The following is a 17,463-nucleotide window of genomic DNA, read 5'->3' on the forward strand; positions in this document are numbered from 1 at the left end:
GTCGAAAAACCCTCACATCCTCTCATCAATGGAGATCGACAATGCATAAGTCACGTTTCTGGGTGGTCGGCGGCGAGTACACCTCCTGCGACTGCGAAACCCTCGTCCAGGGTACCGAGCGGGTGGTCGGCCCCTTCGAGAGCCGCACGGAGGCCGAGCACACCTGGCGCACCCTCTCGGAGGATCACCGGCCGCAGGCCCAGGTGCGCTTCACCATCGCGCAGGAGCCGCCGGCCCTGAGCGCCTGAACCGCCCCACGCCGATCGAATCGCGCGAGGCGCCGCCCGTCCCCAGGAGACGGGCGGCGTCTTGTTGCGCATTCACGCGGTTTTGTCGTCTATTCGGGAGAACTTCTTGGCGGCACCCTCTGCCTAACGGCGGCGAGTGACCTAAAACAGCAGAGCTGTCGCGCCGTCATCCGAGGGAATACCCATGAGAGCCGTCCTGAAACCGCTGACCGCAGCCCTGGCACTGGGCCTGACGGCCATATCGGCCGCCAAGGCCGACGTCGTCGTCTCCTCCAAGATCGACACCGAGGGCGCGGTTCTGGGCAACATCATCCTGCTCACGCTCAACGCCAACGGCATCAAGACGCAGGACCGCATCCAGCTCGGAGCCACGCCCGTCGTCCGCAAGGCGATCACCGCCGGCGAGATCGATATCTACCCGGAATATACCGGCAATGCCGGCTTCTTCTTCAACAAGGCCGACGACCCGCTCTGGAAGGACGCGGCGAAGGGCTACGAGGCGGCCAAGAAGCTGGACTACGACGCCAACAAGATCGTGTGGCTCACCCCCTCGCCGGCTAACAACACCTGGGCCATCGCCCTGCGCAAGGACGTGGCCGAGCCGAACAAGCTCGCGACCCTCACCGATTTCGGCAAGTGGGTCTCGAACGGCGGCGAGGTGGTGCTCGCGGCATCCGCCGAATTCGTGAACTCCGCCGCGGCTCTTCCGGCCTTCCAGGCGGCCTACGATTTCAAGATGAAGCCCGAGCAGCTCATCGTGCTGTCCGGCGGCGATACGGCCGCGACCATCAAGGCGGCGGCCGAAAAGACCAACGGCGCCAACGCCGCCATGGTCTATGGCACCGACGGCGGCATCGCGCCCTCGGGCCTCGTGGTGCTCGCCGACGACAAGAACGTGCAGCCGGTCTATGCGCCGGCCCCGATCATTCGCGAGGAGGCGCTGAAGGAGAACCCGAAGGTCGCCGAGGTCCTCAAGCCGGTCTTCGAATCCCTCGACCTCACCACCCTGCAGGACCTGAACGCCCGCGTGCAGGTGGGCGGCGAGCCGGCGAGGGCCGTCGCGACCGATTACCTGAAGTCCAAGGGCTTCCTGAAATAGCGCGTCGCCATAGAATTGCGCGATGCGGGCAGGTGACGAAAAGCCGGGCTGATTGTGAACTCGACCTCCTTTCCAGCGAGCACGCTCGGCATGGCTTCCTCCCGCAAGGGTTTCAGGCTTGATCGACTCGGCGGCGTCATCGCCGTGCTGATCGGGCTTGCGCTCTTCGCCGCGCCCTTCGCCACCTACCGCGCCAACCGCATCGTCTCGGGCGAGCCCCGCATGCTGCTCGATGCGCTGCCGCCAGGTCTCGCCTTCGGCGTGCTGGCTGCGGCGCTCGCCGTCGCGGTCATGGCGGCCACCCTCCGGGCGGCGCCGATCCGGCTCGCCGCCGCCGGTCTCGGATTCGCGGCCGTCGCTCCGGCGATGGGCATGGCCGCGCTCTTCCTCACGCCCGAGGGCAACACCTTCGCCCGCGTCTCGCCGGCCTTCGGCTTCTGGCTCCTGATGCTGGCCTTCGGCCTGCTGGTGGCGGATTCGCTCACGCGCCTGCGCCTCGGTCCATGGGGGCGCCTCGCCGCACTGGGCGTCGCTTCCGCCTTCGTCGCATTGCTGCTCCTGTCGGGGGCCTGGAGCGACCTCTCGATCATCAAGGAATACGCGGCGCGGTCGGACAGCTTCTGGCGCGAGGCGGGCCAGCATCTCCTTCTCGCGCTCGGATCGCTTTCCGCCGCGCTCCTGGTCGGGCTGCCGACCGGCCTTCTCTGTCACCGTCTTCCGCGCCTGAGATCGGGCACTCTCCAGGTGCTCAACGTGGTTCAGACGGTTCCGAGCATCGCCCTTTTCGGCATCCTGATGGTGCCCCTCGGCTACCTGGCCGCCACCGCACCCCTGGCGGCGGCCTTGGGGATCCGCGGCATCGGCGCCGCTCCCGCCCTGGTGGCGCTGTTCCTCTATTCGCTGCTGCCCATCGTGGCCAACACGGTGGTCGGCCTCGGCCAGGTGCCCGCCGCCGCCGTCGAGGCCGCGCGAGGCATGGGACTGTCCCCGCGACAGCGCCTGCTGCAGGTCGAGCTGCCCCTGGCCCTGCCCGTGATCCTCGCCGGGGTGCGCATCGTCCTCGTCCAGAATCTCGGCCTCGCCACGGTCGCGGCTCTCATCGGCGGAGGAGGGTTCGGCACTTTCGTGTTCCAGGGCATCGGCCAGACCGCCATCGATCTCGTGCTGCTCGGCGCAATTCCGACCGTGGCGCTGGCCTTCGCTGCCGCGGTCGTCCTGGATGCGGCCATCGAACTGGCCAATGGAACCTCCCATGATTGAGATCGAGCGCCTGACGAAGCGTTACGGGAACAGCACCGTCGTCGATGGGGTGACGATGCGGGTCGAGGAGGGATCCATCGCCGTCGTCGTCGGCACGTCGGGGGCTGGCAAATCGACCCTGCTGCGCATGATCAACCGCCTGATCGAGCCGACCTCGGGTCGCGTGCTCATCGACGGGCAGGACACGATGTCCGTCCCCGAGGACGAGCTGAGGCACCGCATCGGCTACGTGATCCAGGGCTACGGGCTCTTCCCGCACCGGACCGTGGCCGAGAACATCGCGACCGTGCCGCGCCTCCTCGGCTGGAACCGGAAGCGCATCGCCGACCGCGTCGAGGAGCTGCTCAATCTCTACCAGCTCGATCCCGCGGAATTCGCGAACAAATACCCCCATGAGCTCTCCGGCGGACAGCAGCAGCGGGTGGGTGTCGCGCGGGCGCTCGCGGCAAGGCCCGCCCTCCTTCTCATGGACGAGCCGTTCGGCGCCCTCGATCCGGTGATCCGCGCCAAGGCGCAGGACGACCTCCTCGCCATCCAGCGCCGCCTCGGCACCACCATCGTGCTGGTGACCCACGACATGGAGGAGGCCTTCCATCTCGGCGACCGGATCGCCGTCATGGACCAGGCCCGCCTGCTTCAATACGCGCCGCCGGCCGAACTGCTCACCCGTCCTGCGGAGGCCTTCGTCGAACGTCTCGTCGGCTCGGCGGAGCGTCCTTTCCGCCTCCTGTCGCTCTCGACGGTGCGGGATGCAACCGAACCGGGTCCCGCGAGCGGCGAGCCGATCGAGGCTTCCGCCAACCTGCGCGAGGCCCTGTCGCGGCTCGTGTGGTGCGGCCGGGATGCGCTGCCGGTCGCCGGTGCCGACGGCGCCGTCATGGGGCGCGTCAGCATCGACGGGATCCTTCGCTTCGGAAGGCCGTCCCGGTGACCAGGCCTTCATCTCTCCTGCGTGTCGCCGCGCTTGCGCTGCTCGCGGTCTTCGTCACGGCGCCGCATCTCTTCGCCTTCGCGTTCGAGCCCCTGACCGAGAACGAGGCGCCCGCCATCTACAACCAGGGCAGCCTGCTCTCCCTCACCCTGTCGCACCTCGTCACGGTTTTCGGCGCCACCCTCGCCAGCACCGCCGTGGCGGTTCTTCTCGGCGTGTTCGTGACGCGGCCCTCGGGTCTCGAATTCCTGCCGCTCTCCCGCAGCCTCGTGCATATCGGTCAGACCTTTCCGCCCATCGCGGTTCTCGCCATCGCGGTTCCGCTCGTCGGGTTCGGGGCGAAGCCGACGCTCATCGCGCTTTTCCTCTATGGTCTCCTGCCGATCTTCGAGAACACCCTTACGGGGCTGACCCAAGTCTCCCCGCTCACGCTGGAGGCCGCCAAGGGCATGGGCATGAGCCCGCGCCGGCGCCTGTTCGAGGTGGAACTGCCCCTGGCCCTGCCGGTGATTCTCGCGGGCGTCAGGCTCTCCGTCGTGATCAATCTCGGCACCGCCACCATCGGGTCGACCGTGGCCGCCAAGGGGCTCGGAGAGGTGATCATCGCCGGGCTGCAATCCAACAACACCGCCTTCATTCTCCAGGGCGGACTCGTCGTCGCACTGCTGGCCGTCCTCATCCATGACGGTCTCATGACGGTGGAGCGTGCCGCCGCGAGAAAGCTTGGCGGTTTCGCAGGCGTGTCATGAAGATTGTTACGTCTTCACTTTGAGGTGAAATTGCAGGCACAAGACCTGATCCAATTTGTATCGCGGCCTATACGCGGCAGAAAACTTTCCCTAAGGTTCGTCCCTTCCATGACACTGCTTGAACGCTTGAAAATCGAAACGCGGACGGCGCACGACCGGATCGAGACGGCCATCGACCTCGACCGGCGAATCGCGTCGCGCGACGGCTATCGGGCGTTGCTCTGCCGTTTCTACGGCTTTCACGTCGCCTGGGAGGGAATAGCGGGCGATTTCGCGCCCGACCCCCACTTCTTCCGCCGGCGCTGCAAGACGGATCTTCTCGTCAAGGACCTGAGGGCGCTCGGCATGACGGCTCGCGAAATCTCCCGGTTGCCCCGGTGCGACAGCCTCATGCCCCTGCCGGCCCCTGCCGCCGTGTGGGGGAGCATGTACGTGGTCGAAGGCTCCACCCTGGGCGGCGCCGTCATCGCGCGCGACGTGGAGCGGCGTCTCGGACTGAACGCGGAGACCGGCTGCGCCTATTTCCGCAGCTACGGACGGGAGACCGCCGTCATGTGGAAGTCCTTCGGCACGATGCTCCTGACGGCCTCCTCGCCGGAGGTGGACGATCTCATCGTCGAGACGGCGAACCGAACCTTCGACGTGATGCACGATTGGCTGTGCGAGGCGCCATGAACATTCAGACGACGCCCGACATCGACCTGACCGCCTGCGAGCGCGAACCGATCCATATTCCCGGCAGCATCCAGCCTCACGGGATCCTGCTGGCCCTTCGGTCCACGGATCGCGCCCTGGTCTATGCCAGCGCCAACATCGCCTCCCTGCTCGGCCTGGAACCGGCGGCGGCGCTCGGGCGTCCGTTCGGGGATGTCATGCCCGACCTAGCGGCCCGGTTCGACGGCGATCTCGCGGAGCCGGCGCAGCAGGGGACCTCCCGCTATCTCAGAACGATCACGCTGGAAACGAAGCAGGGAGAGCGGGCCTTCGATGCCGTGCTCCACCGCTCGGGCGACTACACCGTCCTGGAACTGGAGGAGGTTCCCGCCGGTTCCAGCGCGAGCCTGGACACCCTCTATCCGACCCTGCGCCGCTTCGTGGAGCAGTTGCAGACCGCCACGACCATCGACGATCTGTGCCGGGTGGCGGCCCAGGACATCCGGCGCCTGACGGGGTTCGACCGCGTTCTCGTCTATCGCTTCGACGAGCAGTGGAACGGCACCGTCATCGCGGAGGATCGCAACGAGAATCTGCCCTCCTATCTCGACCTTCGCTTTCCGGCTTCCGACATACCGGCCCAGGCGCGGGAGCTCTATCGCCGCAACCGCCTGCGCATCATTCCCGATGCCAACTACACCCCGATTCCGATCCAGTCGCACGACCCCGCTCCGCTCGATCTCAGCGATTCGGTGCTGCGCAGCGTGTCTCCCGTTCACCTGGAGTACATGCGCAACATGGGTACCTTCGCGTCCATGTCGATCTCGATCCTGCGCGAGGGGGCGCTCTGGGGGCTGATTTCCTGCCACAACAGGGATCCGCGACGGGTTCCGCTGCAGGTCCGCAATGCGTGCGACTTCCTCACGCAGATCTTCTCCCTGCAGCTCGAGGCCCGCGAGAACACCATTCTGGCCGAGAAACGCATCCGTCTGCGCTCCGTGCAGGCGCGTCTCCTCGCCCACATGGCGGCGGAGGACTACTTCATCGACGGGCTGGTGCAGCATCCGGCGGAGCTGATGCTTCTGGCCGGCGCGGAAGGAGCCGCCATCGTTTCCGGAGAGCATTGCTGGCGCTTGGGCCATACGCCCTCGGAGGAGGAGGTGAGAGACCTTTTCGCCTGGCTCTCGACGCATCACGAGGAGGACGTGTTTGCCACCGACGCCCTGTCGGACCACTTCGCCGAGGCGGCGGATTATGCCGACAAGGCAAGCGGCCTTCTCGCCATCTCCATCTCGAAGATGCACGCGAGCTACGTGCTCTGGTTCCGGCCGGAGGTCGTGCAGACCGTGAAATGGGGCGGCGATCCGAACAAACCGGTCCAGGAGGTCGCGGGTGTCCAGCGCCTCCATCCCCGACGCTCCTTCGAGATCTGGAAGGAAACGGTGCGGTGCCGCTCCCTGCCGTGGGATGCGAGCGAGATCGAGGCGGTGAAGGAGCTGCGCAACGCGGTCGTCGGCATCGTCCTGCGCCGGGCCGAGGAGCTCGCCTCGCTGACCGACGAGCTGAAGCGCAGCAACAAGGAGCTCGAAGCCTTTTCCTATTCCGTGTCCCACGATCTGCGCGCGCCGTTCCGCCATATCGTCGGCTATTCGGAACTCCTGAAGAAGCAGGAGGCGGACAAGCTCTCCGAGCGCGGGCACCGCTACGTCGATACCATCATCGAATCCGCCTATACGGCCGGAACGCTGGTGGACAACCTTCTCAGCTTCTCCCAGATGGGACGGACCGCGCTGAAGCCTCGGCGCATCGACATGAGGCAAATGGTCGACGAGGTTCGCCAGAGGCTCGCCATGGAGGTGGGCGACCGGCGGATCTCGTGGCAGATCGGCCATCTGCCTGCGGCTGTCGCCGATCCGATCATGATCCGTCTCGTGATCGAAAACCTCCTGTCGAACGCGGTGAAATACACCCGCCCGCGGGAGCAGGCCCGGATCGAGATCGGCGCCACCCGGGAGAATGGGGAAGTCGTCTTTTTCGTGCGCGACAATGGCGTCGGTTTCGATATGACCTATGTCGGCAAGCTGTTCGGCGTCTTCCAGCGGCTGCACCGGATCGAGGAGTTCGAGGGAACCGGGATCGGCCTGGCCAATGTCCGCCGCATCGTCGAGCGACATGGCGGGCGCGCCTGGGCCGAGGGCGTGCTCGACAAAGGCGCCACCTTTTACTTTTCTCTTCCCGATATTGAAGGAGCGGCGTGAATGCCGGAACTGAAACCTATCCTTCTGGTCGAAGACAACCCGAAGGATATCGAGCTCACACTGGCTGCCCTGGAGCAGAGCCAGCTCGCCAACGAGGTCGTGGTCGTTCGCGACGGCGCGGAAGCGCTCGACTTCCTGTACCGGCGCGGAACCCACGAGAGCCGCAACACCAGCGACCCGGCCGTGGTGCTGCTCGATCTCAAGCTGCCCAAGGTCGACGGCCTCGAGGTGCTGGAGAAGGTCAAGGCGGACCCGGTTCTCCGCAACACGCCCGTCGTCATGCTGACCTCCTCCAGGGAGGAGAGCGACGTGGTCCGCAGCTACGAGCTGGGCGTCAACGCATTCGTGGTAAAGCCGGTGGGCTTCCGGGAATTCTTCGACGCCATTCAGGATCTCGGAGTATTCTGGGCCATCCTCAACGAGCCGCCGCCGCGGAACGGCCAATAGAGCGTTCGATGAAGCAGTCCGACGTCGCCCAGTCCGATCGGAGCTTGCGCGCCCTCCTCCTGGAGGACAGCGCCCTCGACGTGGAGCTGGTGACGGAAGCGCTGGCCGCGACGGGACTCGCCGTTACGGTCCACAACGTGGTGGACCGCGCCGACTTCTCGAATGCGGTTCGGGAGACGAGCTGGGACCTGATCCTGGCCGATTACGTCCTTCCTGCCTTCGACGGTCTGAGCGCGCTGAGCCTTGCGCGCGAGCTCTGCCCCGACACGCCTTTCATCTTCGTCTCCGGCACTCTCGGCGAGGAAGTGGCCGTCGAGGCGCTCAAGCGCGGGGCGACGGACTACGTTCTGAAGCAGCGGCTCGAACGCCTGCCCACCACGGTCCTGCGCGCCCTGTCGGAGGCACGCGCCCGGGCCGAGCAGCAGCGCACCCAGGAAGCGCTGCATCGGCTTCTGGAGGAGCGCACCGCCCTCCTGCACGAGCTCGATCACCGGGTGAAGAACAACCTGCAACTCCTCCTCTCCCTCCTCGGCATCGACATCCGCCAGACCCGGAACAGGGAGGTGCGCGAGGCGCTCGGCTACATGAAGCAGCGGCTCCAGGCTCTCGCGGCGGCTCACCGCGACCTCTACGACGGCCGGGGGCGGCGCGGTTCGATGCGACGACCTTCGCAAGGAGCCTGTGCGAGGAGCTGACCACGCAGATCGACCGCGTCCGGATCACACCGGAATTCCAGCTGGAGGCCGTGGAGGTCGAGGCGGCGAAGGCGGCGCCGATCGCGCTTCTCTTCAACGAGATCGTCGTCAATGCCCTGACCCATGCCTATGAGCACCGGCACGGCAAGCTGAGGCTGATGATGGGCAACCGCGATGGGCGCCTGCTCTTCCAGCTCTCGGACGATGCCTTCAGCCCCGGGGAAAAGAACGCGGCCCGAAAAGGCAGCACGGGGACGATCCTGAGAGCCCTCGCGCGTCAGCTCAATGCCGACGTGGAATGGCCGGACGACGATCCGGCGACTCTGGTGCGCGTCACCATGCCCATGCAGGGAGGCGGTCAGCACCCATGATTCAGGCAAACCGAACGGCAACCCGAACGACGGAACCGGGCAAATCCTCCGCAGGAAGAGCGCAGACCTCCCTGCGGCAGGTTCTCTGGGTTCTCGTGCTGGCTCTTGCCCTGCCGGCCATTCTGGTGGCCGGAGGCGGGCTCTATTCGGTTTATCGGGCCGAGCAGCGGGCCACCGACCTGCGCCTGCAGGAAATCACCCGCGCCATGTCCCTGTCGCTCGACCGCGAGATCGAGAAGGCCGAGGCCGCCCTGCGTGTTCTGGCGTCCTCGCCCTCCATACGAACCGGCGACTTCGCCGCCTTCCACCGGCAGGCGATGGAGGCTGGGCTTGCGGAGCCGGCCTGGATCGCCCTGTTCGAACCGGACGGCAAGGTGCTGCTGAACACGCGGGTTCCCTACGGTACGCCGCTGCCGGACAGCATTCGTCCGGAAACCATCCGCCGCGTCCAGGAAACGCGCAGGGCCGAGCTGTCGGACCTCGCCGTCCGCCCGGCGACGGGGCAGGCGCTCGTCACCCTGGACGTCCCCGTCGTGATCGACGGCAGGGTCGCCTACATCCTCTCGTCCGCCATCGGGCCGGAGGTCTTTCAGAAGCTCATTCAGGACCAGCGGATCGCGGCCGGCTGGAATGCCGCCGTGCTCGACCGGAGCGGCAAGATCGTCGCGCGCTCCCGGTCGCCGGAGCAGTTCATCGGACAATCGGCCCGCCCGCGGCTCCTCGAGGCGATCACCGCCTCTTCCGAGGGGCAGATCGACAACGTGACTCTCGACGGGATTCCCGCCCGCACGTATTTCAGCCGCTCGCAGCCCTTCGGCTGGTCCTTCATCATCAGCTTGCCGGCCTCCGAACTCCGGGCCGCTCTTCAGCGTCCTCTGATCTGGCTCCTCGTCCTCGCAGGCGTCATCGTGGCGGGCATCGTTCTGGCGGCCCACCTGTCGCGTCAGATCGCGAAACCGGTCGATCAGCTCGTCGCCTCGGCGAAGGCACTGGGCAGGGGAGAGCCGGTGACCGACGCCTCGACCCATGTGCTCGAATTCGATGCGATCCGGAAGGCGCTCGCAGAGGCCGCGACAGCCATCCGGATGCAGAAGCAGTCCCGCGAGGAAGTGATCGCCCATGTGGCGGAGAGCGAAGCTCGCCTGCGCCTGGCGCTCAACGCCGGCGATCTCGGGTCCTGGGAGTTCACCCCGTCGACGGGCGAATTCGTGACCTCAGCGACCTGCCGCGCCAATTTCGGCCGCGCAGCCGACGAGTCTTTCACCTACACGGACCTCGTCGCCTCGACCCATCCGGAGGACCGCGCCAAGCAGGCCGAGGCGGTCGCCGAGGCCATGACGAACCGGACCGACCTTCATGTGGAGTACCGGGTAATCTGGCCGGACGGGAGCGAGCACTGGATCCGGGTCAGCGGCCGCACCCGCATCGGCACGGACGGCTCCCTTTCCATGGTCGGCGTTTCCCAGAACATCACCAAGCGCCGGGAGGCGGACGAACGCCAGGCGCTCCTGCTCCACGAGCTGAACCACCGGGTGAAGAACACCCTCGCGACGGTCCAGTCCATCGCCTCGATGACGCGCCGCTCCGCCGAGGCGGGCGATCCGAATGCGTGGGACGCGTTCATGGGACGGCTCCAGGGCCTGGCCAAGACGCACGACCTGCTCACGAGCACCAACTGGAACGGCGCTCTCCTGGAGAACGTGCTGAGGAACGAGCTCGATCCCTATCAGGATCCCATGCAGCAGCGGATCAGGCTGCGCGGGCCCCGGGTCAACCTGCAGCCGAGCGCGGTCCTGGCCATGGGCCTTGCCGTGCACGAACTGGCCACCAATGCCGTGAAGTACGGCAGTCTCTCCATGATGGAGGGGCGCGTCTCCGTCATGTGGGCGGTGACGACGGGACCAGGACCGGCTTCGCTCCTGGTGGAGTGGACCGAAAGCGGCGGTCCGCGCGTGAAGCCGCCGGAGCGGCAGGGCTTCGGAACGAAGCTGATTCAACGGGGGCTGGCGCAGCAGTTGGGCGGCGACATCAAGCTCGATTTCGCCCCCGCCGGAATCCGCTGCGTCATCACCTTCCCCCTCAAGTCCGTCGTGGTCGCACTGGACGCGACGGAGGAGAACGAGGAGCGTTACGCATCGTAACGCTCCCGCCGTCCGTCAGTCCTGCTGCCGTTCCACGAAGGCTTCGTCGTAGATCGCCGTGCGCAGGATGCCGTCGCCGCGCACATAGCCGCGATACATGCCCGAGCAGTTGAAGGGCAGGGAGACCGCGCCCGTGCGGTCGACGGCGATGACGCCGCCGGATCCGCCCGCCGGAGCGAGGACATCCACCACCACGGCCCGCGACGCCTCTTCGAGGGATTGGCCCGCATAGCGCAGGCGCGATGCGATCTCGTGGCCCGCGGCGTAGCGGATGAAGATCTCGCCGTGCCCGGTTCCGGAGACCGCGCAGGTCTCGTTATCGGCCCAGGTCCCTGCGCCGATGACCGGGCTGTCGCCGACGCGTCCCGGTGACTTCGCGGTCATGCCCCCCGTGGACGTCGCGGCGGCAAGATTGCCGTTCCGGTCGCGCGCGACGGCGCCGACCGTTCCATGCTTGCGGGACTCGTCCTGATCCTCCGCGCCGCTCCGGCGCATGGCGAGGGTCTCCTGGAGGGCCTGCCAGCGGGCCTCCGTATAGAAGTAGGACGGCTCCTCGAAGGCGAGGCCCTGCTCGCGGCAGAAGCGCAAGGCGCTGTCGCCGATGAGGAACACATGGCCCGAATGCTCCATGACGGCGCGGGCCGCGAGAATCGGATTGCGCGGACCGCAGATGCCTGCGATGGCGCCCGCGGACCGGTCGCGCCCGTCCATGATCGCGGCATCCATCTCCTGCTTGCCGGCGGACGTATAGACCGCGCCGCGTCCGGCATTGAACAGGGGCTCGTCCTCCAGCGCCATCACGGCGGCGCTCACCGCATCGAGAGCCGTGCCGCCATCGGCCAGTACCACCCGCCCGGCTTCGAGAGCCCGGCGCAGGCCGGCGTGGTACGCAGCCTCGCGCTCGGGCGTCATCTTGCTGCGCAGGATGGTTCCGGCGCCGCCATGGACGGCGAGGACGAAGTCGTTGTCGGATGTGCTGGTCATGGGGTCTCGGACCTAGGTTGAGGACAGGTGTTTCAGGGCGTCGGCGAGGCTGGGGCGGTGATGGCCCGCGCGGCCCGTCATGGGGCCTGCCGCCACGAGTGCGTCGAGCACCGCCTCCTGGGTGGCGTCCGCCATCGCCTCGAAGAGCAGATCGATGCGGTTCTCGTTGAGAATGCCGATCGTCGCGAGGTCGGCCTTCTCGTCATGCGACACGCGATTGGCGGTGGAGAAGCCGAGGGCGATATCGCCGCTGCCGTGACCCCAGAAGGAGCCGAGCCGCGCAAGCCCCACGCCGGCACGGCGGATGACGCGCCTGAGCTGCCGGTCGCTCAGGGGAATGTCGGTTGCCGTGATGATGATGATGGAGCCTTTTTCGGCTGCCGCCGGTTCGGGTACGGCGTCAGGAGACACGCGGGTGCCGTCGGGTAGGCGCAGATCGCCGGAGCGCCCGAAATTGGACAGCACCAGAACGCCGAGATGAAACGGACGTCCGTCGAGGTCCAGTCTCCGCGACGACGTTCCGATCCCGCCCTTGAAGCCGAAGGTGCTCATGCCGCAGCCGGCGCCCACCGCGCCGACGGCGAAATCGGGCGAGGCGTCGTCGAGAGCCGCCTGCGCATCGGCTTCGGTCACCGCAAGCGCCTGGATATCGTTGAGGAACCCGTCGTTGCACTCGAGCACGACCGGGTTCACCGTCGCCGTCTCACGGCCGATATCGGGATTGTTCGCGATGGCATGGCGCACGAGCGTCGTGCAGCAGGTTCCCACCGACAGGGTGTTGGTGAGAAGCAGCGGCGTCTCGATAGTGCCCAGTTCCTCCACCTGCACCAGCCCGGCGCTCTTGCCGAAGCCGTTGAGCACATGGACGGCGGCGACCGGCTTTTCCCGGTAGAGATTCCCCTCGTGAGGAAGGACCGCCGTGACGCCGGTGCGGATGTCGCCGTGATTCAGCGTGCGATGGCCCACCCGCACGCCCGGCACGTCACAGATGCTGTTGCGCTCGCCCGCAGGCAGGGAGCCGCAGGCGAGGCCGAGATCGCGAGCGCGGCGCCCCGTGCTCATCAGGGACATTCCTGTTTCACGTAGGCCGCGATTTCCGCATGGGTCGCGATCCACACGTCGGAGCGCTGAGTGATCTCTTCCAGGAGCTTTTCCAGGATCCAGATACGCGAGCGGTATCCGGTCACGTGCGGATGCATGGTGAGGAGGAACAGGCCGCCCTCCTCGTACGCGCGCTCGAATTCACGGAAGAAGATGTCGTAGACGGCGGTCGGCGGCGTGTGCGGGCGCAGGCCGTTGAAGCGGTGCATGTTGAAATAGACCGCGTCGTCGCGGATCCACTCCACCGGAAGCTCGACGATGCCGGTCGGCTCGCCTTTCTCCACCAGTTCGTAAGGGTCGTCGTCCGCCATGAGGGACGAATCGTAGAGCAGGCCGAGCTCGCGCTCGATCCGCAGCGTGTCGGCGCTGAAGTCCCAGGACGGCGTCCGCAATCCTACCGGACGCACGCCCGTGATGCGTTCCAGCGTGTCGGCGGCGCGGAACATCAGGTCGCGCTCGATCTCGTAGGGAAGCTGGCTGTTGAGCTCATGGATCCAGCCGTGAATGCCGATCTCGTGGCCTTCCGCCACCACGCGGCGCTGCTCGTCCTCGTAGAGCAGGGCGGCCACGGCCGGGACGAAGAAGGTGGCCTTGGCGTCATACTTCGCGAGCGCATTGAGAATGCGCGGAACGCCCTGCCGATTGCCGTACTGTCCCTGAGACATGCGGCCGATGGACTTGCCGCCGTCGCGCAGCTCGTTGGTTTCGTGATCCGAGTCGAAGGAGAGCGCCACGGCACACCGGGCGCCGTTCTTCCAGCGCGCCGGTTTCATGGGACGGCCGGCGCGCACGTGTTCCACCTTGCTGCGCCAGGTATTCTCGTCCCAGGTCCAGGGCTGGCTGAGGCCGATGTCGTTCATGGGGTTTCCTCGGAATTCGTTACGTTCTGTTGAAGGTGCGGCGCGCTGTTTCAGGAGCGTCCGCCATCGACGGAAATGATCTGCCCGGAGATCCAGCCGGCGGCATCGGAAGCAAGGAACATCACGGCATCGGCGATGTCCTGCGGACGGCCGAGGCGGCGGGTGTGGATGCTCTCCACCAGCCGCGCCTGGCCTTCGGGACCGTAGCTTTCCCACTGGCGCTGCGTGGCGGGGTTGGACAGGACGAAACCGGGCGCCACGCTGTTGACGGTGACCCCATGGGGGCCGAGCTCGAAGCTCAGCTGCTTCGTCAGTCCGACGAGAGCATGTTTCGAAGCCGTGTAGGCCTGAATGCCCGTAAGGCTGGGGCGAAGCCCGGCACCGGACGAGATGTTGACGATCCGCCCGAAGCCCTGGCGCTTCATGTGAGGTGCCACGCCCTGCGAACACCAGAAGGCGCCATGCACGTTGGCCTCGAACAGCACGAGCCAGTCCTGCTCGCTCACCTGTTCGATCGGCCTCGCCACCTGGCCGCGCACGCCGCCGGCGCAGTTGACCAGAATGTCGATGCCGCCGAGGCTCTCGGCCATCTCGTCCATCACCTGGGCCACGGCGGCGCGGTCGGCGAGGTCCAGGGTGCGGGTGGCCTTGGCACCGGCCTCGGCGGCGACGCGCAGGCCCTCCGCATCGAGGTCGAGGGCCCAGACCTGGGCGCCCTCGGCCGCCAGAGCCTGAACGATGGAGCGCCCAATGCCTTGGGCGGCGCCGGTGACGACGGCGCGGCGGTTCGTGAAATCGAGCTTCATGATTCGAGCATCAGATCGAGGGTGGACCAGGATTGTTCGCGGCGTCCGTCCTCGATGTCGTGGATGAGGTCGACGAGCCGGGAGACGGTGGGCGTCGCAATGCCGGCCTCGGTGCCGAGGGTGGCGATGATCGCGATCTGCGCATCGACCTCCGTCTTGCGCTTGCGCACGGCGAGATCGCGCCAGATGCCCGAATGGGTCTTGGCGGTGTGGCGGTTGAACTCCGCCATGGCGGCGACGGAGCGGCGTGCGGCCTCCTCGTCGGCGCCCGGCATGAAGGCGTCGGGGTCGAAGCCGTTGAAGCCGAGCGGCCTGACGCCGCGCGCCTTCGCGACCGCCATGACCTCCTGGCCGAGGCGGTGAAACACGGGGAAGTGCTTCTCGGAGGCGAGATTGTCCGACATGGTCTCGTTGGTGAGCGCCGTGGCGAAGAGCAGGGCGCCGTAACCCAGCTTGCCCCAGAGATAGCCCCAGATGTTGTCGGTCAGCACGGCCTGCGGCTCGAAGATGGAGAGCAGGCGGTGATAATCCTTCGCGCGCTCCGTGACGCGTTCGTCGATCTCGCCGATGGCGACCGCGGCGCGGTTGCCGAACAGGATGCGGCCCGGCTCGAGCCAATCCGCGCCGAAATTGACGAAGCAGCCGACCGTGCGCTCCGCCCCGATTTCCTCGGCGATGACAAGTTCGTTCAATCCGTTCTGCGCCGACAGCACCGAGCCGTCGTCGGTCAGGTGCGGCTTGAGCGCGCGGGCGGCATCGCGGGTATGGTGCGCCTTCACGGCGAGGATGATGCGCCTGAACCGGCCGGACACCTGGTCCGGCGTCACGGCGCGGACAGATTGCCGGAAGGTTTCGACGGGCCCTTCGATGGCGAGGCCGTCCTTGTTCATGGCGTCCACATGAGGCCCGACGATGTCGACGAGCAGCACGTCCTCGCCCGCGCGGGTCAGATAGGCGCCCAGCGTTCCGCCGATGGCGCCGGCGCCCCAGATCAGGATCGTATCGTCGTTCATCACCAGCTCTCGATCAGGGTGCGGGTTTCCGCGATGGCGACGGACCAGATCGCGTCCATCTCCTCATCGGGCCGCTGATAGCGTCCGCCGAAATTGCCGTCGCCGAGGATCTCGCGCACCCCGTCCGGACCGAAGGTGCGCATGCGGTCGAGATCGACCATCGGCTTCTGGTGGTCGGGCTGGGCGATGTTGGGAAGACGCGTCCAGGGGAAGTTCTCCATCCAGGAGGCGTGCGATGCGACCGGGTCGATCTCCTTCACCTTCGCGAAGGTGAGCGGCGCGTTCCACCAGTTATGGAACTTGACGCGGCAATCCGGGTTCTGGCCCATCCATTCGATGGCCGCGGTGTGGCCCGGCGTGTTGCCGCCGTGGCCGTTGACGAACAGGATGCGGCGGAAGCCTGTGCGGCGCAGCGAATCGAGAATGTCGGTGAGGATGCGCAGATAGGTGTCCGCCTTCAGCGACACGGTACCCGGATAGGCCATGAAATACGGCGTGATGCCATAGGCCACCACGGGGAACACGGGCACGCCGAGAGGCTCCGCCGCCTCCAGGGCCACGCGCTCGGCGAGAATGCTGTCGACCGAGAGACTCAGGTAGGCGTGCTGCTCGGTGCAGCCGAGCGGCACGACGGCGCGGTCGTCCGTCTTCAGGTAATCCTCCACCTGAAGCCAATTCATCTCGCTGATTTTCATGCAGGTTGGTCCTCGTTGGTATTCGTTGCCGAACGCAGCCGTTCGATCACCGGCAGCAGGCTCTGCCTGATGGCATGGGGATCGGGCACGTATCGGAATTCGATGGCCTGGCGGCCGGGCGGCAGGAACGCCTTGACCTTCGCCTCCGCGCCGCTGGCGTAAATGGCGACGTCGACCGAGCCGAGAAAGGCCTCGAAATCCGGAGCCGTGATCAGGCGCACGTCGACCTCGGAGACATGGGGCGCGAAGCGCAGCACGCCAGGCTTCATCAGGGCCATGAAGGTGGGGAAGATCGAAACGATGCCCACACGCGCCATCGGGTCGATGGCGGCGAGAAGCTTGCGCGTCTCCTCGGCCGGAATGAAGCTGAGACCGACGACCGGAATGCCGGTCGGGACAAGGTGCTCCACTTCGCTGCGGCGGTGGGCCAGGGTGATGCAGACATCGCAGGGCTGAGGGAAGGCATCGCCCGCCTGCAGGGCATCGACGGTGGTCACGGCGATCGTGTCGCCCGCGCCGAGATAGTCCTGAATCCGATCCGCGTATTGCTGGGTCGTATCGACGAAGTTCCCCACCATCACGAGCCGGACCGGGCGGGTCGCCGTGCGTCCGCGGGCGGCGCGGGCATTCACGAGGGACGAGACCACCGTGGGGGCGAGCCCGAGCTGCTCGGCCTCTTCGAAAAGCGCCTCGATCCGTTGCTGGATCTTCCGCATGGCCGTGGTGCGCACGCCGTCGCTGATATGTCCGTCGCCCACATAGGTGCCGGCGCCGGGACGCGACTCGATCAGCCCCGCCTCGCGCAATTCCCGATAAACCGTCGCGACCGTCATGTTGGCGATGCCGGCACGCTCGGCGAGTTCGCGCACGGATGGCAGGCGCTGGCCGGTCGGCAGTTCCCCCAGGGCGATGCCGAACTCGATCAGGCCGCGCAGCTGGATGCCGAGAGGCACGGGAAGCGTGCGGTCGAGCGCGTTCGCAAGACGGGCCAGGATACGATCCTCGGGCGTCTGTTCCGTTCCACTATAACGGTTGCCTACGGAAACGGCAGCTGATGTTTGAGTTTTGAGCACGTCGCAGTTGACTTTGTTTGACGCGGTGACCTACCGTTCTAATCGACAAGAACACCTTGGACGAAAAGTCAGGTTCTT

At 66.7% G+C, this 17,463-nt stretch carries 18 protein-coding genes; 11 read left to right on the forward strand and 7 right to left on the reverse strand.

Annotated features, from left to right (window positions below; translation table 11 throughout):
* Positions 1–41: 41 nt before the first annotated feature.
* The 11 genes from ACFOYU_RS01585 to ACFOYU_RS01635 all read left to right on the forward strand — a co-directional run bounded on the left by ACFOYU_RS01585 (position 42) and on the right by ACFOYU_RS01635 (position 10,853).
* Positions 42–248: a hypothetical protein gene (locus ACFOYU_RS01585; RefSeq protein WP_226737899.1), complete on the forward strand. Its 207-nt coding sequence runs from the start codon at positions 42–44 to the stop codon at positions 246–248.
* Positions 249–432: 184 nt separating this feature from the next.
* On the forward strand, positions 433–1,347 hold the full coding sequence (locus ACFOYU_RS01590) for an ABC transporter substrate-binding protein (RefSeq protein ID WP_377032185.1): 915 nt from the start codon (positions 433–435) through the stop codon (positions 1,345–1,347).
* A 90-nt stretch (positions 1,348–1,437) separates the two neighbouring features.
* Positions 1,438–2,607: an ABC transporter permease gene (locus ACFOYU_RS01595; RefSeq protein ID WP_377032186.1), complete on the forward strand. Its 1,170-nt coding sequence runs from the start codon at positions 1,438–1,440 to the stop codon at positions 2,605–2,607.
* Positions 2,600–3,538: an ABC transporter ATP-binding protein gene (locus ACFOYU_RS01600; RefSeq protein ID WP_377032187.1), complete on the forward strand. Its 939-nt coding sequence runs from the start codon at positions 2,600–2,602 to the stop codon at positions 3,536–3,538. The genes ACFOYU_RS01595 and ACFOYU_RS01600 overlap by 8 nt, the downstream gene beginning before the upstream one ends.
* Positions 3,535–4,287: an ABC transporter permease gene (locus tag ACFOYU_RS01605; protein WP_226737892.1), complete on the forward strand. Its 753-nt coding sequence runs from the start codon at positions 3,535–3,537 to the stop codon at positions 4,285–4,287. The genes ACFOYU_RS01600 and ACFOYU_RS01605 overlap by 4 nt, the downstream gene beginning before the upstream one ends.
* A gap of 108 nt (positions 4,288–4,395) precedes the next feature.
* Positions 4,396–4,962 (forward strand): biliverdin-producing heme oxygenase, encoded by a 567-nt coding sequence (locus ACFOYU_RS01610; protein ID WP_377032188.1) that lies wholly within the window; start codon positions 4,396–4,398, stop codon positions 4,960–4,962.
* Positions 4,959–7,199, forward strand: a complete 2,241-nt coding sequence (locus ACFOYU_RS01615; RefSeq protein ID WP_377032189.1) for an ATP-binding protein — start codon at positions 4,959–4,961, stop codon at positions 7,197–7,199. Before ACFOYU_RS01610 ends, ACFOYU_RS01615 begins: the two co-directional genes overlap by 4 nt.
* The gene (locus ACFOYU_RS01620; RefSeq protein WP_226737887.1) at positions 7,200–7,646 is read left to right on the forward strand and encodes a response regulator; all 447 of its coding nucleotides are present in this window, start codon (positions 7,200–7,202) and stop codon (positions 7,644–7,646) included. It begins immediately after the preceding gene.
* Between the two features lie 8 nt (positions 7,647–7,654).
* Positions 7,655–8,341: a histidine kinase dimerization/phosphoacceptor domain -containing protein gene (locus ACFOYU_RS01625; RefSeq protein ID WP_377032190.1), complete on the forward strand. Its 687-nt coding sequence runs from the start codon at positions 7,655–7,657 to the stop codon at positions 8,339–8,341.
* Positions 8,342–8,391: 50 nt separating this feature from the next.
* On the forward strand, positions 8,392–8,712 hold the full coding sequence (locus ACFOYU_RS01630; RefSeq protein ID WP_377032191.1) for a hypothetical protein: 321 nt from the start codon (positions 8,392–8,394) through the stop codon (positions 8,710–8,712).
* A complete protein-coding gene (locus ACFOYU_RS01635; protein WP_377032192.1) occupies positions 8,709–10,853 on the forward strand; it encodes a sensor histidine kinase in 2,145 nt (714 codons plus the stop codon). Before ACFOYU_RS01630 ends, ACFOYU_RS01635 begins: the two co-directional genes overlap by 4 nt.
* 15 nt (positions 10,854–10,868) lie before the next feature.
* Here ACFOYU_RS01635 and ACFOYU_RS01640 read toward each other — a convergent pair whose 3' ends face one another.
* Genes ACFOYU_RS01640 through ACFOYU_RS01670 form a run of 7 tightly spaced genes read right to left on the reverse strand, consistent with a single transcriptional unit; the run spans position 10,869 to position 17,385 of the window.
* Positions 10,869–11,837: an isoaspartyl peptidase/L-asparaginase family protein gene (locus ACFOYU_RS01640; RefSeq protein WP_226737881.1), complete on the reverse strand. Its 969-nt coding sequence runs from the start codon at positions 11,835–11,837 to the stop codon at positions 10,869–10,871.
* Positions 11,838–11,849: 12 nt separating this feature from the next.
* Complete coding sequence (locus ACFOYU_RS01645; protein ID WP_226737879.1) at positions 11,850–12,899, reverse strand: P1 family peptidase; 1,050 nt, start codon at positions 12,897–12,899, stop codon at positions 11,850–11,852.
* Positions 12,899–13,798: a polysaccharide deacetylase gene (locus ACFOYU_RS01650; protein WP_377032193.1), complete on the reverse strand. Its 900-nt coding sequence runs from the start codon at positions 13,796–13,798 to the stop codon at positions 12,899–12,901. The genes ACFOYU_RS01645 and ACFOYU_RS01650 overlap by 1 nt, the downstream gene beginning before the upstream one ends.
* Positions 13,799–13,848: 50 nt before the next feature.
* Positions 13,849–14,604, reverse strand: coding sequence for an SDR family NAD(P)-dependent oxidoreductase (locus tag ACFOYU_RS01655; protein ID WP_377032194.1), 756 nt, complete (start codon positions 14,602–14,604; stop codon positions 13,849–13,851).
* The gene (locus tag ACFOYU_RS01660; protein ID WP_377032195.1) at positions 14,601–15,617 is read right to left on the reverse strand and encodes a ketopantoate reductase family protein; all 1,017 of its coding nucleotides are present in this window, start codon (positions 15,615–15,617) and stop codon (positions 14,601–14,603) included. Before ACFOYU_RS01660 ends, ACFOYU_RS01655 begins: the two co-directional genes overlap by 4 nt.
* On the reverse strand, positions 15,617–16,312 hold the full coding sequence (locus tag ACFOYU_RS01665) for a creatininase family protein (RefSeq protein WP_377032196.1): 696 nt from the start codon (positions 16,310–16,312) through the stop codon (positions 15,617–15,619). Before ACFOYU_RS01665 ends, ACFOYU_RS01660 begins: the two co-directional genes overlap by 1 nt.
* A complete protein-coding gene (locus ACFOYU_RS01670; protein WP_377032197.1) occupies positions 16,309–17,385 on the reverse strand; it encodes a GntR family transcriptional regulator in 1,077 nt (358 codons plus the stop codon). The genes ACFOYU_RS01665 and ACFOYU_RS01670 overlap by 4 nt, the downstream gene beginning before the upstream one ends.
* Positions 17,386–17,463: the final 78 nt, after the last annotated feature.

Origin of the sequence: Microvirga sp. GCM10011540, assembly GCF_042650665.1 — a bacterium.
Lineage (GTDB): Bacteria > Pseudomonadota > Alphaproteobacteria > Rhizobiales > Beijerinckiaceae > Microvirga > Microvirga lenta.

What these genes read in the sequence shown, in the direction of transcription:
- ACFOYU_RS01585 (WP_226737899.1), top strand. Translation starts at nt 42, where the DNA reads ATGCATAAGTCACGTTTCTGGGTGGTCGGCGGCGAGTACACCTCCTGC.
- ACFOYU_RS01590 (WP_377032185.1), top strand. Translation starts at nt 433, where the DNA reads ATGAGAGCCGTCCTGAAACCGCTGACCGCAGCCCTGGCACTGGGCCTG.
- ACFOYU_RS01595 (WP_377032186.1), top strand. Translation starts at nt 1,438, where the DNA reads ATGGCTTCCTCCCGCAAGGGTTTCAGGCTTGATCGACTCGGCGGCGTC.
- ACFOYU_RS01600 (WP_377032187.1), top strand. Translation starts at nt 2,600, where the DNA reads ATGATTGAGATCGAGCGCCTGACGAAGCGTTACGGGAACAGCACCGTC.
- ACFOYU_RS01610 (WP_377032188.1), top strand. Translation starts at nt 4,396, where the DNA reads ATGACACTGCTTGAACGCTTGAAAATCGAAACGCGGACGGCGCACGAC.
- ACFOYU_RS01615 (WP_377032189.1), top strand. Translation starts at nt 4,959, where the DNA reads ATGAACATTCAGACGACGCCCGACATCGACCTGACCGCCTGCGAGCGC.
- ACFOYU_RS01620 (WP_226737887.1), top strand. Translation starts at nt 7,200, where the DNA reads ATGCCGGAACTGAAACCTATCCTTCTGGTCGAAGACAACCCGAAGGAT.
- ACFOYU_RS01625 (WP_377032190.1), top strand. Translation starts at nt 7,655, where the DNA reads ATGAAGCAGTCCGACGTCGCCCAGTCCGATCGGAGCTTGCGCGCCCTC.
- ACFOYU_RS01635 (WP_377032192.1), top strand. Translation starts at nt 8,709, where the DNA reads ATGATTCAGGCAAACCGAACGGCAACCCGAACGACGGAACCGGGCAAA.
- ACFOYU_RS01640 (WP_226737881.1), bottom strand. Translation starts at nt 11,837, where the DNA reads ATGACCAGCACATCCGACAACGACTTCGTCCTCGCCGTCCATGGCGGC.
- ACFOYU_RS01645 (WP_226737879.1), bottom strand. Translation starts at nt 12,899, where the DNA reads ATGAGCACGGGGCGCCGCGCTCGCGATCTCGGCCTCGCCTGCGGCTCC.
- ACFOYU_RS01650 (WP_377032193.1), bottom strand. Translation starts at nt 13,798, where the DNA reads ATGAACGACATCGGCCTCAGCCAGCCCTGGACCTGGGACGAGAATACC.
- ACFOYU_RS01655 (WP_377032194.1), bottom strand. Translation starts at nt 14,604, where the DNA reads ATGAAGCTCGATTTCACGAACCGCCGCGCCGTCGTCACCGGCGCCGCC.
- ACFOYU_RS01660 (WP_377032195.1), bottom strand. Translation starts at nt 15,617, where the DNA reads ATGAACGACGATACGATCCTGATCTGGGGCGCCGGCGCCATCGGCGGA.
- ACFOYU_RS01665 (WP_377032196.1), bottom strand. Translation starts at nt 16,312, where the DNA reads ATGAAAATCAGCGAGATGAATTGGCTTCAGGTGGAGGATTACCTGAAG.